This window comes from Streptomyces vastus (assembly GCF_039532825.1).
Classification (GTDB): domain Bacteria; phylum Actinomycetota; class Actinomycetes; order Streptomycetales; family Streptomycetaceae; genus Streptomyces; species Streptomyces vastus.
In genome coordinates this window covers 179,662-193,023 of the sequence record NZ_BAAASJ010000115.1, presented here as the reverse complement: position 1 = coordinate 193,023, position 13,362 = coordinate 179,662, and the positions used below count along the sequence as shown (strand labels likewise).

Genomic DNA, 13,362 nt, shown 5'->3' with positions numbered 1-13,362 from the left:
GCGCCATGGACTTCTCGGCCATCGTCTCCGACGCCCTGCGCTCCGGCATCGGCCCCATCGCGGCCATCTACGCGCTCGCCGCGATGGGCCTGAACCTGCACTTCGGTTACACGGGGCTGCTGAACTTCGGCCAGGTCGGATTCATGCTGGTCGGCGGCTACGGGCTCGCCATCACGGTGGCGACGTACAACGGCCCCATGTGGCTCGGTGTCCTGGGCGGCATCGCCTGCGCGATCGTGCTGGCCCTGCTGCTCGGCCTGCCCACTCTGCGGCTGCGCGCCGACTACCTCGCGATCACCACGATCGCGGCGGGGGAGACGCTGCGGCTCTTCTACCGGTCCAGCTGGGCCGAGCCGGTCACCGGTGGGGTGTTCGGGCTGCAGAGGTTCGCGAACGACTTCTACGCGCTCAACCCGATAGGGCCCGGCACCTACGGCCTGTGGCTGGTGAAGTTCAGCTCCCGCGACCTCTGGGTGATGATCATCGGATGGGCGCTGGTGCTCGTGGTCGGACTGTTGCTCGCCCTGCTGATCCACAGCCCATGGGGCCGTGTCATCCGGTCGATCCGTGAGGACGAGGTCGCCGCGCGGAGCCTCGGCAAGAACGTCTACGCGTACAAGATGCAGAGCCTCGTGCTGGGCGGCGTCATTGGCGCGGTCGCGGGCATGATGCAGGCGATCCAGGTCCAGTCCGTGAACCCGGACAACTACGATCCGGTCGTCACGTTCTTCCTGTACACGCTGCTCGTCCTCGGAGGCGCCGGGCGGATCCTCGGGCCGGTCGTCGGCTCGATCCTGTTCTGGTTCGTCCTCAGCTTCCTCGACAGCGCGCTGCGCCAGGCCATCAGCGCCGAGTACATCTCGCCGGACCTCATCAGCACGTCGGAGGTCGGCGCGGTGCGCTTCGCCCTGGTCGGGGTCGCCCTGATCCTGCTGGTCGCATTCCGGCCGCAGGGCATTCTCGGCAGCCGGAAGGAGATGCTGCTCAGTGGCCGCTGACCCAGTCGTGTCCCACGCCGGCCGGCTCTCCGCGACCGATCCCGAGCCGGGGGTACGCAAGCCCGATCCTCTGCTGGTCATGGACCAGGTGACCCGCGCCTTCGGCGGCCTCGTCGCCGTGCGGGTCGAGCATCTGGAGGTGCAGCGCGGGGCCATCACGGCGCTCATCGGGCCCAACGGCGCCGGCAAGACCACGTTGTTCAACGTGGTGAGCGGGTTCGACCGGGCCGACGGCGGCCGGTGGTCGTTCGACGGACGGCCGCTCACCGGCGCCCCGGCGCACCGGGTGGCGCGGCGAGGACTGGTCCGTACGTTCCAGCTCACCAGGACGCTCGCCCGGCTCACCGTGCTGGAGAACATGCTGCTCGCCGCGCCCGGGCAACGCGGCGAGCGGGCGCTGCCCGCGCTGCTGCGACCGCTTTGGCACGGGCAGGAGCGGGAGTTCGAGCGACGGGCCGACGAACTGCTGGACCGGTTCCGGCTCGGGCCCCTGCGCGACGACCATGCCGGCACGCTCTCCGGCGGTCAGCGCAAGCTGCTGGAACTGGCCCGCGCGCTGATGGCCCGGCCGGTCATGCTCCTGCTCGACGAACCGATGGCCGGGGTGAACCCCGCACTGGCCCAGTCGCTGCTCGGACACATCACCCAGCTGCGCGACGAGGGACTGACCGTGTGCTTCGTCGAGCACGACATGGACGTGGTGATGGGCATCAGCGACTGGGTGGCCGTCATGGCCGACGGCCGCCTTGTGGCCGAGGGCCCACCGCACACGATCAGCCGGAACGCCGCCGTCGTGGACGCCTACCTGGGCAAACGGCACGACGAACCGCAGGCGACCGAAGAGAAGGAGAGCGGGAAGGAGAAGGGGAGCGGGAACGACAAGGCGAAAGGGGAGGACAAGGAGGAGTAGCGATGTCCGCCGAAGAGCAGACACCAGTGCTGGCGGCCGACGACATCGTCGCCGGCTATGTCCCCGGTGTCGACGTGCTGCGCGGATGCAGCATCGAGGTGCGGCCGGGCGAGGTGGTCGGAGTGATCGGCCCCAACGGCGCCGGCAAGTCGACGCTCGTCAAGGCCGTCTTCGGGCTGTTGCGGGCGCGCGGCGGGACCGTGCGACTGCGCGGCGAGGACGTCACCAACCGGCCCGCGCACGAACTGGTCCGGCGGGGCGTGGGCTACGTCCCGCAGCTGCAGAACGTGTTCCCCACGCTGACCGTCGAGGAGAATCTGCGGATGGGCGTCTATCTGCGGCCCAGGAACTTCGCGCGCCGGACCGAGGCGGTGGAGGAGCTCTTCCCCGTGCTGGCCGACCGCCGGAAGCAGAAGGCCGGGGCGATGTCCGGCGGCGAACGGCAGATGCTCGCGATGGCGCGCGCGCTGATGATGGAGCCGCGTCTGCTGCTGCTCGACGAGCCGTCGGCCGGCCTGTCACCGCTCCATCAGGACCACGTCTTCGACCGGTGCAGAATGATCAACAATGCGGGCGTCGCCGTCCTCATGGTCGAGCAGAACGCCCGCAGGTGCCTGCAGCTCTGCGACCGCGGCTACGTCCTCGACCAGGGCCGCAACGCGTACACCGGTGCCGGTGCAGCGCTGCTGCACGACGAGAGGGTGATCGAGCTCTACCTCGGCACGCTCGCCCGCGCCCGTTGACTCCTGTCCCCGTTCCCTGTCGGTCCTGCCTGTCGCTCCTGTCGCTCTTCTTCCCGGTCAGTCCTGTGCCCTGCTGGTCTCGGTACGCAGGGTCTGCAGCTTTCCTTCGTCGTCGTAGCCGTACACCTCGATCGTCGCCTGGCCGGGCTCACCCTTGTCGGTGAAGTTGAGCGGACCGCTCACACCCTGGTAGTCGATGTCCTTGCCGTCGGCGATCAGCTCCTTGCAGGCGGCGAACGAGCTGCACTTCTCGCCGCCCTTGGTGACTCCGTTCATCTCCTTCACGTACTCGCCCGGATCGTCGGATCCCGCCTTCTCGGCGGCGAGCGCGATCGTCGTCACGCAGTCGAACGCCTGCGGTGCGAACTGAAGCTCCTTCAGCTCGGGCGCGAACTTCTTCAGGTCGTTCACGTACTGCTCGTTCTCCGCCGATGCCGGCGCGGTCCCCTTCATCCCGGAGAGCCGCTCCGGCCGGCCCGGGGAGACCAGTGAGGCCAGCTCCTCGCTGCGCAGTCCGTCGGCGCCGTAGACACCGATCCGGTCGGGCCCGAGTCCGGTCTCGATCATGCCTTGCAGGATCTGGGTGCCTTCCTCGAACGCGATCACCACGGCGGCGTCCGGCCTGGAGTTCTCCATCTGCTGGACGACCTGGTCGAAGTTGGTCGCCTTCGGGTCGTACGTCTCGGCCACCGTCACCGTCACACCGCGGTCCTCGAGCCTCTGCCGTGTGGCCTCCATCAGGCCGCGCCCGTAGTCGTCCGCCCGTGCGACCATGGCCACCCGGTCGTGGCCGTCCTCGCGGACGACGTCCGCCAGGATGGGCCCCTGCAAGACGTCGCTCGGGGCGGTACGGAAGTAGAACCCGTCGTCCTCGTAGTCGGTGAAGGTGGGCGCGGTGTTCGACGCGGAACACTGCACGACGCCCGCTCCGGTCACCCGGTCGATGAACGCCAGCGACATGCCGGAAGCCGCGGCGCCGACGATCGCGTCCACGCCTGCCGCGAGGACCCGGTCCGCCGACTGCGCGGCAACGGCCTCCTGGCCCGCCTCGTCACTGGAGACCACAGCCGGCACGGGTTTGCCCAGTACCCCGCCGGCGTCGTTGATCGTCTGTATCGCGAACTTCAACGATTCGATCTGCGGCGGGCCGAGGTAGGCCAGCTGTCCCGTCTCCGGCAGGACGTAGCCGAACTGGAGCTCACCATCGCCCGGGTCGGCCTGGGCGGTACCCGTCGTACCGCAGACGGCTATCACAAGAGCAGCCGCGCTTGCGAAGATCGCGGACCGCCGTATCGACGCTTTCATCTCCGCCTCCGCTCGTTACAGGCGGCGGTGGTCGGCAGGCCGGCCATCGCCCGCCAGCTGTACACGAGAGTAGAACTCATTACTGAGGTCTGATAAGTGCAAATTGTCAGGGTTTGCGAGTGGGTCGGCAACTGGAGCTGAGCGCCTCCTCATTCCTGGCCGGTTTCCTGTCCGACGCGTAACGTGACGCAGCATGAAGATCCTCATCAGCGCCGACATGGAGGGAGCCACCGGCGTGACCTGGCCGGCCGATGTGCTGCCGGGAACACCGGAGTGGGAGCGCTGCCGGTCGATGTTCACCTCGGACGTGAACGCCGCCGTGCTCGGCTTTTTCGACGGGGGCGCCGACGACGTCCTCATCAATGAGGCGCACTGGACCATGCGCAATCTGCTGCTCGAGCGGCTCGACGAGCGAGCGCAGATGCTGACCGGGCGGCACAAGTCGCTGTCCATGGTGGAAGGCGTACAGCACGGGGACGTCGACGGCATCGCGTTCGTCGGCTATCACGCCGGGGCGGGCATGGAGGGGGTGCTCGCCCACACCTACCTCGCCAACTCGATCACCGGCGTGTGGGTCAATGACGTGCGCGCCAGTGAGGGCCTGCTCAACGCGCATGTCGTCGCCGAGTACGGCGTCCCCGTCGTCCTCGTCACCGGCGACGACGTGGCCTGCGAGGACGCGCTCGGCTATGCGCCCGAGGCACTGAAGGTCGCCGTCAAGGACCATGTCTCGCGCTACGCGGCGGTGTGCCGGACGCCCGCGCGGACCGCGTCCGACATCCGCGCGGCGGCGAAGGAGGCGGTCGCACTCGCCGTGCGGCACGAGCCGGTGCGGGGCGATCCGTTCACAGTGGCGATCGAGTTCGATGCCGAGCACCTGGCCCTGGCGGCCACGGTCGTGCCGGGTGTGGACCGGATCGGGGAGCGGAAGGTCGCGTACACGAGCGCGACCATGTACGAGGGCATCCGTACCTTCAAGGCGGTCACCACGATCGTCTCGGCCGCCGTGGAGGAGCAGTATGGCTGACCAGCAGGCTCTGGACGAGGTCGTGGAGTTCACCTCCGACCTGATCCGTATCGACACGACCAACCGCGGGGGCGGGGACTGTCAGGAGCGGCCCGCCGCCGAGTACGCCGCCGCGCGGCTCGCCGAGGCGGGCCTGGAGCCGACGCTGCTGGAGCGCACGAAGGGGCGTACGAACGTCGTCGCACGCCTCGAAGGCAGCGACCCGCTGGCCGACGCGCTGCTCGTCCACGGTCATCTGGACGTGGTCCCCGCGCAGGCCGAGGACTGGAGCGTGCACCCGTTCTCCGGGGAGATCCGTGACGGGGTCGTCTGGGGCCGGGGCGCGGTCGACATGAAAAACATGGACGCGATGATCCTCGCGGTCGTACGCCAGTGGGCGCGCGACGGCGTACGCCCACGCCGTGACCTCGTCATCGCCTTCACCGCCGACGAGGAGGCGAGCGCCGAGGACGGCTCGGGCTTCCTCGCGGACCGGCATCGCGAGCTTTTCGACGGCTGCACCGAGGGCATCAGCGAGTCCGGGGCGTTCACCTTCCACGACGGCACCGGGCGGGAGCTGTATCCCCTCGCGGCCGGTGAGCGCGGCACCGGCTGGCTGAAGCTCACCGCGCGGGGCCGGGCCGGGCACGGCTCCAAGGTCAACCGGGAGAACGCGGTCACCCGTCTCGCCGCCGCCATCACACGGATCGGCGCGTACGAGTGGCCGCCGCGGCTGACGCCGACCGTCCGCGCGGCCCTCGTCGAACTCGCCGCGCTGTACGGCATCGAGCCTGAACCGGACTACCTCAACGATGTCGACGGGCTGCTGGACAAGATCGGCCCGGCGGCGAAGCTGGTGGAGGCCACCGTCCGCAACAGCGCCAACCCGACCATGCTGAACGCCGGTTACAAGGTCAACGTGATCCCCGGGGAGGCCGTCGCGTACGTCGACGGACGCTATCTCCCCGGCCACGAGGACGAGTTCCGCGCGACGCTCGACGAACTCACCGGGCCGGACGTGGAATGGGAGTTCCATCACCACGAGGTGGCCCTCCAGGCGCCGCTGGACTCACCGACGTACGCGAGGATGCGCGCCGCCGTCGAGGAGTTCGCACCCGAGGGACACGTCGTGCCGTACTGCATGTCGGGCGGCACGGACGCCAAGCAGTTCTCGCGTCTGGGCATCACCGGATACGGGTTCTCTCCGCTGAAGCTCCCCGCGGGCTTCGACTACCAGGCCATGTTCCACGGCGTCGACGAGCGCGTACCGATCGAGGCGCTCCACTTCGGCGTCCGCGTACTCGACCGCTTTCTGCGCGCGGCCTGAACAGGAAAATGGGGGACATCGTGCAGACCCTGGCCTACGGTTCCTGGCCCTCGCCCATCGACGCGTCGCTCGCCGCGGCGCACGACGGGCACCCCGAGTACGTCGGCTTCGTCGGCGATGAGGCGTGGTGGACGGAGCCCCGGCCCAACGAGGCGGGCCGCCGCACGCTGGTGCGCCGTCGTGCCGACGGCACCGAGGAGTCGCTGCTGCCCGCTCCGTGGAACGTGCGCAGCCGTGTCATCGAGTACGGCGGACACCCCTGGACCGGCACGATGCTCGACACCGGCCCGCTGGCCGTCTTCGTCAACTTCGCCGACCAGCGGCTGTACGCGTACGAGCCCGCCGCCCCCGGCAGCGAGCCGCGTCCCCTCACGCCCGTGTCGCTCGTGGGCGGCGGACTGCGCTGGGTCGACCCGCAGTTGGACCTGGAGCGGGGCGAAGTCTGGTGCGTACTGGAAGAGTTCACCGGCGACGGGCCCACCGACGTACGCCGCGTCGTGGCCGCCGTGCCGCTGGACGGCTCGGCGGAGCAGGACCGGGACGCCGTACGCGAACTCACCGGCGACCGGCACCAGTTCGTCACCGGCCCACGGGTCTCGCCCGACGGACAGCGGGCCGCCTGGCTCGCCTGGGACCACCCGCGGATGCCGTGGGACGGTACGGAACTGATGCTCGCCGACCTGGCCGGCGACGGGACCCTCCAGGGCGCCCGGCGGGCCGCGGGCGGGCCCGACGAGTCGATCGCCCAGGTCGACTGGGCCGCCGACGGGTCCCTGCTGTACTCCAGCGACCGCACCGGCTGGTGGAACCTCTACCGCGACGGCGAGCCCCTCTGCCCGCGCGAGGAGGAGTTCGGCGGACCGCTGTGGAAGATCGGCCGGAGCTGGTTCGCGCCCCTCGCGGACGGGCTGATCGCCGTCGTACACGGGCGCGGCGCCACCGCGCTCGGCATCCTCGACCCGGAGACCGGCGAGGTCGTCGACACGGCCGGACCCTGGACCGAATTCGCGTCGAATCTCGCGGCGAACGGCAGCCGCGTCCTCGGCATCGCGGCCAGCCCGCGCAGCGCGTACGAGGTCGTCGAACTCGACGCCGGCACCCGCCAGGCCCACGTCATCGGCGACGCCCACGACGACCCCGTGGACCCCACCTACTACCCCGAGCCGCAGATCCGCACCTTCACCGGACCCGCCGGACGCGAGATCCACGCCCACATCTACCCGCCACACCACCCCGCCTGCGTCGCCCCCGGCGACGAACTCCCGCCCTACGTCGTCTGGGCCCACGGCGGCCCCACCGACCGGGCCCCGCTCGTCCTCGACCTGCAGATCGCCTACTTCACCTCGCGCGGCATCGGTGTGGCCGAGGTCAACTACGGCGGCTCCACCGGCCATGGCCGCGCGTACCGCAACCGGCTGCGCGAGCAGTGGGGTGTGGTCGACGTCGAGGACTGCGCGGCCGTCGCGCTCGCACTCGCTGACGAGGGCACCGCGGACCCCGACCGGCTCGCCATCCGGGGCGGCAGCGCGGGCGGCTGGACCACGGCCGCGTCCCTGACGAGCACCGACGTCTACGCCTGCGGAACCGTCCTCTACCCGATCCTCGACCTCGCGGGCTGGAGCGCCGACGAGACGCACGACTTCGAGTCCCAGTACCTGGAAACCCTCGTCGGACCGTACGCCGACGTACCGGGCCGGTACGCCGAGCGGTCGCCCACCGAGCACGCCGACCGCATCACCGCACCCTTCCTCCTGCTACAGGGCCTCGACGACGTCGTCTGCCCTCCCGCACAGTGCGAACGGTTCCTGGCCCGGATGGAGGGACGGAACGTGCCGCACGCGTACATCGCCTTCGAGGGCGAGGGCCACGGCTTCCGGCGCGCGGACACGATGGTGCGCGTCCTGGAGTCCGAACTCTCCCTGTACGCCCAGGTCTTCGGCCTCAACCCACCCGGCATCCCCACCCTGGAGCTGACCAAGTGAAGCCCCTAGTACGCCCGCGCCGACTGACCCCCGGCGCCCGCGTCGCCGTCGTGGCGCCCAGCGGTCCGGTGCCCGAGGAGCGGCTTGAGGCAGGCCTGGACATCCTGCGCGGCTGGGACCTGGACCCGGTCGTGGCACCCCATGTCCTCGACCGCCACCCGGAGTTCGCCTACCTCGCCGGCACGGACGCCGACCGCGCCGCCGATCTCCAGGCCGCCTGGTGCGATCCGGCCGTGGACGCCGTGCTGTGCGCCCGCGGCGGCTACGGCGCCCAACGCATGGTCGACCTCCTGGACTGGGACGCGCTGCGCGCCGCCGGCCCCAAGGTGTTCCTCGGCTACAGCGACATCACCGCACTGCACGAGGCGTTCGCGACCCGCATGGGCCTCGTGACGCTGCACGGCCCGATGGTCGCGTCCGTCGACTTCCTGAAGAACGCGCGGGCACAGGAACACTTGCGGTCGACGCTGTTCGACCCGGAGTCGGTGCGGACGATCACCTCGTCGGGCCGGTCCCTGACGCCGGGCCGAGCACGGGGCGTCCTCCTCGGCGGCTGCCTCTCGCTCCTCGCGGCCGACCTGGGCACGCCGTGGGCCCGCCCTTCGGCGCGAGGCGGCCTGCTCTGCCTGGAGGACGTGGGCGAGGAGACGTACCGCCTGGACCGCTACCTCACCCAACTCCTGCGCGCGGGTTGGTTCGACGGGGTAGCTGGGGTGCTGCTCGGCTCCTGGGAGGAGTGCTCCCCGTACGACGAGGTACGAGGCCTGCTCCGCGACCGGCTCGGCGGGCTGGGGGTCCCGATCACGGAGGAGTTCGGCTTCGGCCACGGCGAGGGATCGCTGACGATTCCGTTCGGGGTGGGGGCGGAACTGGACGCCGAGGCGACGAGCCTGACACTGGACGTACCCGCGCTTCGATAGCACTCGGACTTACCTGCGCCGGCGCTTGACGTCCCTGCACATCTACAGCGCGCGCTCAGCACAAGTAGGGGCGCGGGGAACTGCGCGATCAACCACGACGAACCCGCAGCCGCAAAATCCCAGAACCCCCCGAGCTCTACGAACCGCACAACCAGCGGAGCGTTACCGTGGAGAAGTGCCAGAACCGAACCGCTTTCTAGCCGAAGGCACCCGCGTAGGCATACGTCACTACAGCTACGACGACGCCACCGAGTTCACCGCCCGCGCGCGCGAAAGCAAAGACCTGCACCACCCCTGGCTGTTCCCACCCACCGGCCCTGCCGCCTACAACGCGTACGCGAAACGCCTCCTCGAAGATCCCACGAAGACCGGCTTCCTGGTCTGCGAAAAGAGCGGCAGCGAAATCGGCGGCAGCGACATCGCAGGGTTCATCAACATCAACAACATCGTCGAGGGCGCGTTCCTCAACGGAGCCCTGGGATACGGCGCCTTCGCCCACGCCGCAGGCCGCGGCCTGATGACCGAGGGCCTCGACCTGGTCGTACGGTACGCGTTCGGCAGACTCGGCCTGCACCGGCTGGAGATCAACGTCCAGCCGGACAACGCCGCCTCGATCGCCCTCGCCCGCCGCTGCGGCTTCCGCCTCGAGGGCTTCTCGCCGGACTTCCTCTTCATAGACGGCGACTGGCGGGACCACGAACGCTGGGCCCTCACCGCGGATATGGTGCGAAGGTGAGCCCGCTACGCAACCTCGTCGTCCTGGACGCCCCCTCCAACCTGGGCCTGCGCCCACCGGCCCCGGGAACGGTCCCCGGCTGCTACAAGCTCGCCGGCGCCCTGCGCGAGCAGCGGATCGTGCAGCGGCTGGGAGCGCTGGAGGGCGGGGTCGTCGTACCGCCGCGTTACGACCGGGGTGGCTGGCAGGAGGGCGACGGTGTCTTCAACGCCGCCGCGCTCGCCGCGTACACCCGTAAGCTCGCCGATCGCATCGAGCACCATGTCCGCGCCGGGGACCTGCCGGTCGTCCTCGGCGGTGACTGCTCGATCCAGCTCGGCGCCTCGCTCGCGCTGCGCCGCGTCGGACGGTTCGGGCTCGCGGCCGTTGACGCTTCCGCGGACTTCCGGCACCCCGGCAACTCCGAGCGGGTGGGTGCCGCCGGGGGAGAGGAACTCGCGCTCGCCACCGGGCGCGGCCAGAAGAACCTGACCGACCTGGAGGGCCTCAAGCCCTACCTCAAGGACGAGGACGTACGGCTCTTCGGTATCCGCGACTACGACGAGGAGCGTGCCGAACTCGCCGCGCTGAAGATCCCCACGGTGACCGTCGGTGATCTGCGCGAGTGGGGTGCCGATGCCCTGGCGCGGGCCGCGGTCCAGTCGTTCGAAGCGCCGGACGTGGGCGGATTCTGGGTGCACCTCGATGCCGACGTACTCGATCCATCCGTCATGCCCGCCGTCGACAGTCCCGATCCCGACGGGCTGCTGCCCGACGAACTCGTCGCGCTGCTGCGCCCGTTGGTGAACTCGCCGCACTGCGTCGGCTTCAACGTCACCATCTACGACCCCGACCTGGACCCCGAGGGCACGGCGGGCGCGCTGCTGGCCGACATCGTGGCCGCCGCCTTCACGGACACTCCGCTCTGACTCCCGTGTGAACCCCGCGGCCCATGGGAACCCGGTGATCCCGCACATCGGGAAGGAGGCGGATCCCATGAACACCAGGCCGCACGATCCCGGGGCCGACCCCGAGGACGAGGGCATGCCGGATCTGCAGGACGGTACGCCCGAGCAGCAGGAGGCGAGTGATCCGCAGCAGCTGCCCGTGGCCGGTGACGAGCCGACGATCGCCGAGGAGCGGGACACCACCGTGAACGAGGTGATCGAACGGGAAACGCTCGACGAGCGGATCGCAGACGAGGAGCCCGAGGTCGACGCCGAGGGCGAACCGGGTCCGCCCGAGGAGCAGGCGGGGTTGCTCTACGACGAGCCGGACCCCGATCTGCCGCGCAACCAGGACGTGTACGCGCAGGAGGGCGCGACCCGCGGGCTTTCGGCCGAGGAGGACGCGGTGCGGATCAGGGACGAGGAGGACTTCGGGGAGGACGAGCTGACCTGAGAGCAGCCTGCTACGCCGTTGCGCGCCGGTCCGCGTACTCGTACACCGTGCCGTCCGGGTGCAACGCGATCAGGTTGCGGCCCGCCGGGGTGGCCACGGGCCCTGCGAGGACCTGTGCGCCCGAGTCGGTGAGGACCTGACGGGCTTCGTCGACGTCCTTCACGGCGATCGTCGCCGAGACCTTCCGGAGGACCTCCAGCTCGGCCTCCGGTCCGCTCATCAGCAGGAAGCAGCCGATCGCGGCGACCGAGACACCGCCGCGCTCGAAGCGCATCGCTCTGCCGCCCGCCAGCTTCTCGTAGAAGGGGACCGTAGCGTCCAGGTCTTCGACGCAGATGCGCAGCGTGGCTCCCAGAATCTCCATGCCGACGAGCCTAGTTGCGGCACGCCGGGAACGAGATCGTTTCGGCCGGATCCCGGCCGGCGTGCCGGATCCCGGACGGCGTTACGGGTGCGGGGGCGCGGGTACCCGGCCGCCATGGACCGCATCGATCACCTGGAACACCTGGACAAGAACCTGGTCGACGAACTGGCGCAGGTGGCCCGGGACGCCGTACGCGACGAACTGCGGGAGCAGACCCGCAAACAGCGCCGCGCGGCCGCCCTGTACGCCGCGTCCGGCGCCGTCGCCCTCTATGCGGGCGCCGCCCTGGCCCTGACGCTCGGGCTGCTGCTCGCGCTCGGCCTGCCCGACTGGGCGGCCGCCCTGATCACCGCCGCCGTGCTCGGGGTGGTGGCGTATCTGCTGCGGGGCGCGGCCCGGCCCTCGGCCTCCCGGCCCTCCGCCGCTCAGCCCATCCCGGAGCAGGCCACCGCCGCCCACGACGAGCGTGGGGTCGTCGGCGGTACGCCGTCGGCTGGGCCCGGCTCGTCCGCGTACCCGCCGATGCCGCCCGTCGCGCCCGGCGGCGTGGGCGGAGCGACCGGCGCACCCGGTGCGGGAGCGCCGCCGCCCACGCCCACGCAGGGCGGGCCCGCGGATCCCGAAGCACCGCACCACCGGGCCCGGTGAGCCGTGGCGCGCCGCAGAGCAGTCGTGGTGACCGGGGCCAGCGGCGGCGTGGGCCGGGCCACGGCCCGGGCCTTCGCCGCCCGCGGCGACCGGGTGGCGCTGCTCGCCCGGGGCCGCGAAGGGCTGGCTGCCGCCGCGGACGAGGTGACGCAGGCCGGCGGTGAGGCGCTCGTCGTCTCCGTCGACGTCGCCGACGCCAAGGCTGTGGAGGACGCCGCCCAGCAGGTCGTCGACGCCTTCGGGAAGATCGACGTCTGGGTCAACAACGCCTTCGCCGGGGTCTACGCGCCGTTCACCGGGATCACGCCCGACGAGTTCCGCCGGGTCACCGAAGTGACGTACCTGGGCTATGTGTTCGGTACCCGGGCCGCTCTGCGGCACATGCTGCCGCACGACCGGGGCGCGATCGTGCAGGTCGGTTCGGCGCTCGCGTATCGCGGGATTCCGCTGCAGTCGGCGTACTGCGGGGCCAAGCACGCCATCCAGGGCTTCAACGAGTCGGTGCGCTGCGAGCTGCTGCACGAGGGCTCGCGGGTGCGTACGACCATGGTGCAGCTGCCCGCGGTCAACACCCCTCAGTTCGACTGGGTGTTGAGCCGTATGCAGAGCCGGGTCCGTCCTGTCGCGCCCATCTACCAGCCGGAGGTCGCCGCCCGGGCCATCGTGCACGCGGCTGCGCATCCGCGGCGCCGCGAGTACTGGGTGGGCGGCTCCACGGTCGCCACGCTGGTGGCCAACGCCGTGGCCCCCGGGCTCCTCGACCGCTATCTGGCCCGCACGGGGTTCGACGCCCAGCAGGAAGCAGGACGAGAACGAGAAGAGGCGGCCCGTTACGCCCGTTACGACGGTCACGGCAACCTGTGGTCCCCGGCCGACGGGCCGCACGGTCACGACTACGGGGCGCACGGGCGCTTCGACGGTGAGTCGTTGCCGCGGAGTCCGCAGGAGTGGGTTTCGCGGAACCGGGGGCGGATGGGGGCGGGGTTGGCGGTGGGAACTGCTCTCGCGCTTGCCGCGCGGCTCAGGCGTAAACACTGAGTCGA

At 70.7% G+C, this 13,362-nt stretch carries 14 protein-coding genes; 12 read left to right on the top strand and 2 right to left on the bottom strand.

Annotated features, from left to right (window positions below; all coding sequences use genetic code 11):
- Positions 1-5: 5 nt before the first annotated feature.
- The 3 genes from ABD357_RS37140 to ABD357_RS37130 are packed head-to-tail and all read left to right on the top strand — an operon-like array spanning position 6 to position 2,651.
- Complete coding sequence (locus ABD357_RS37140; RefSeq protein WP_344395710.1) at positions 6-998, top strand: branched-chain amino acid ABC transporter permease; 993 nt, start codon at positions 6-8, stop codon at positions 996-998.
- The gene (locus tag ABD357_RS37135; protein ID WP_344395709.1) at positions 988-1,908 is read left to right on the top strand and encodes an ABC transporter ATP-binding protein; all 921 of its coding nucleotides are present in this window, start codon (positions 988-990) and stop codon (positions 1,906-1,908) included. Before ABD357_RS37140 ends, ABD357_RS37135 begins: the two co-directional genes overlap by 11 nt.
- Before the next feature lie 2 nt (positions 1,909-1,910).
- Positions 1,911-2,651, top strand: a complete 741-nt coding sequence (locus ABD357_RS37130) for an ABC transporter ATP-binding protein (protein ID WP_344395708.1) — start codon at positions 1,911-1,913, stop codon at positions 2,649-2,651.
- A gap of 57 nt (positions 2,652-2,708) precedes the next feature.
- On the opposite strand, the gene ABD357_RS37125 is transcribed toward ABD357_RS37130, so the two are convergent.
- Positions 2,709-3,956 carry an ABC transporter substrate-binding protein gene (locus ABD357_RS37125; protein ID WP_344395707.1) on the bottom strand — a complete coding sequence of 416 codons (1,248 nt, stop codon included), beginning with the start codon at positions 3,954-3,956 and terminating at the stop codon, positions 2,709-2,711.
- Positions 3,957-4,149: 193 nt separating this feature from the next.
- Here ABD357_RS37125 and ABD357_RS37120 point away from each other — a divergent pair, with 193 nt between their 5' ends.
- The 7 genes from ABD357_RS37120 to ABD357_RS37090 all read left to right on the top strand — a co-directional run bounded on the left by ABD357_RS37120 (position 4,150) and on the right by ABD357_RS37090 (position 11,307).
- On the top strand, positions 4,150-4,983 hold the full coding sequence (locus tag ABD357_RS37120; RefSeq protein ID WP_344395706.1) for a M55 family metallopeptidase: 834 nt from the start codon (positions 4,150-4,152) through the stop codon (positions 4,981-4,983).
- Entirely contained in the window at positions 4,976-6,289 is a 1,314-nt protein-coding gene (locus tag ABD357_RS37115; protein ID WP_344395705.1) for a M20/M25/M40 family metallo-hydrolase, read from the top strand. The genes ABD357_RS37120 and ABD357_RS37115 overlap by 8 nt, the downstream gene beginning before the upstream one ends.
- 8 nt (positions 6,290-6,297) lie before the next feature.
- The gene (locus ABD357_RS37110) at positions 6,298-8,271 is read left to right on the top strand and encodes a prolyl oligopeptidase family serine peptidase (protein ID WP_344395704.1); all 1,974 of its coding nucleotides are present in this window, start codon (positions 6,298-6,300) and stop codon (positions 8,269-8,271) included.
- Positions 8,268-9,191 (top strand): S66 peptidase family protein, encoded by a 924-nt coding sequence (locus tag ABD357_RS37105; protein ID WP_344395703.1) that lies wholly within the window; start codon positions 8,268-8,270, stop codon positions 9,189-9,191. The genes ABD357_RS37110 and ABD357_RS37105 overlap by 4 nt, the downstream gene beginning before the upstream one ends.
- 175 nt (positions 9,192-9,366) lie before the next feature.
- Positions 9,367-9,927: a GNAT family N-acetyltransferase gene (locus ABD357_RS37100; protein ID WP_344395702.1), complete on the top strand. Its 561-nt coding sequence runs from the start codon at positions 9,367-9,369 to the stop codon at positions 9,925-9,927.
- A complete protein-coding gene (locus tag ABD357_RS37095; protein WP_344395701.1) occupies positions 9,924-10,835 on the top strand; it encodes an arginase family protein in 912 nt (303 codons plus the stop codon). Before ABD357_RS37100 ends, ABD357_RS37095 begins: the two co-directional genes overlap by 4 nt.
- Before the next feature lie 67 nt (positions 10,836-10,902).
- A complete protein-coding gene (locus ABD357_RS37090) occupies positions 10,903-11,307 on the top strand; it encodes a DUF5709 domain-containing protein (RefSeq protein ID WP_344395700.1) in 405 nt (134 codons plus the stop codon).
- A gap of 10 nt (positions 11,308-11,317) precedes the next feature.
- On the opposite strand, the gene ABD357_RS37085 is transcribed toward ABD357_RS37090, so the two are convergent.
- The gene (locus tag ABD357_RS37085) at positions 11,318-11,671 is read right to left on the bottom strand and encodes a VOC family protein (protein ID WP_344395699.1); all 354 of its coding nucleotides are present in this window, start codon (positions 11,669-11,671) and stop codon (positions 11,318-11,320) included.
- A gap of 114 nt (positions 11,672-11,785) precedes the next feature.
- Between ABD357_RS37085 and ABD357_RS37080 the strand changes: the two genes are divergently transcribed.
- Both ABD357_RS37080 and ABD357_RS37075 read left to right on the top strand, forming a co-directional pair.
- Entirely contained in the window at positions 11,786-12,319 is a 534-nt protein-coding gene (locus tag ABD357_RS37080; protein WP_344395698.1) for a phage holin family protein, read from the top strand.
- Between the two features lie 3 nt (positions 12,320-12,322).
- Positions 12,323-13,357 (top strand): SDR family oxidoreductase, encoded by a 1,035-nt coding sequence (locus ABD357_RS37075; protein ID WP_344395697.1) that lies wholly within the window; start codon positions 12,323-12,325, stop codon positions 13,355-13,357.
- The last annotated feature ends 5 nt before the right edge of the window (positions 13,358-13,362 follow it).

Excerpts from the sequence above, each read along its gene's own strand:
- ABD357_RS37080 (WP_344395698.1), top strand. The coding sequence starts at position 11,786 with ATGGACCGCATCGATCACCTGGAACACCTGGACAAGAACCTGGTCGAC.
- ABD357_RS37125 (WP_344395707.1), bottom strand. The coding sequence starts at position 3,956 with ATGAAAGCGTCGATACGGCGGTCCGCGATCTTCGCAAGCGCGGCTGCT.
- ABD357_RS37110 (WP_344395704.1), top strand. The coding sequence starts at position 6,298 with ATGGGGGACATCGTGCAGACCCTGGCCTACGGTTCCTGGCCCTCGCCC.
- ABD357_RS37130 (WP_344395708.1), top strand. The coding sequence starts at position 1,911 with ATGTCCGCCGAAGAGCAGACACCAGTGCTGGCGGCCGACGACATCGTC.
- ABD357_RS37090 (WP_344395700.1), top strand. The coding sequence starts at position 10,903 with ATGAACACCAGGCCGCACGATCCCGGGGCCGACCCCGAGGACGAGGGC.
- ABD357_RS37120 (WP_344395706.1), top strand. The coding sequence starts at position 4,150 with ATGAAGATCCTCATCAGCGCCGACATGGAGGGAGCCACCGGCGTGACC.
- ABD357_RS37085 (WP_344395699.1), bottom strand. The coding sequence starts at position 11,671 with ATGGAGATTCTGGGAGCCACGCTGCGCATCTGCGTCGAAGACCTGGAC.
- ABD357_RS37115 (WP_344395705.1), top strand. The coding sequence starts at position 4,976 with ATGGCTGACCAGCAGGCTCTGGACGAGGTCGTGGAGTTCACCTCCGAC.
- ABD357_RS37140 (WP_344395710.1), top strand. The coding sequence starts at position 6 with ATGGACTTCTCGGCCATCGTCTCCGACGCCCTGCGCTCCGGCATCGGC.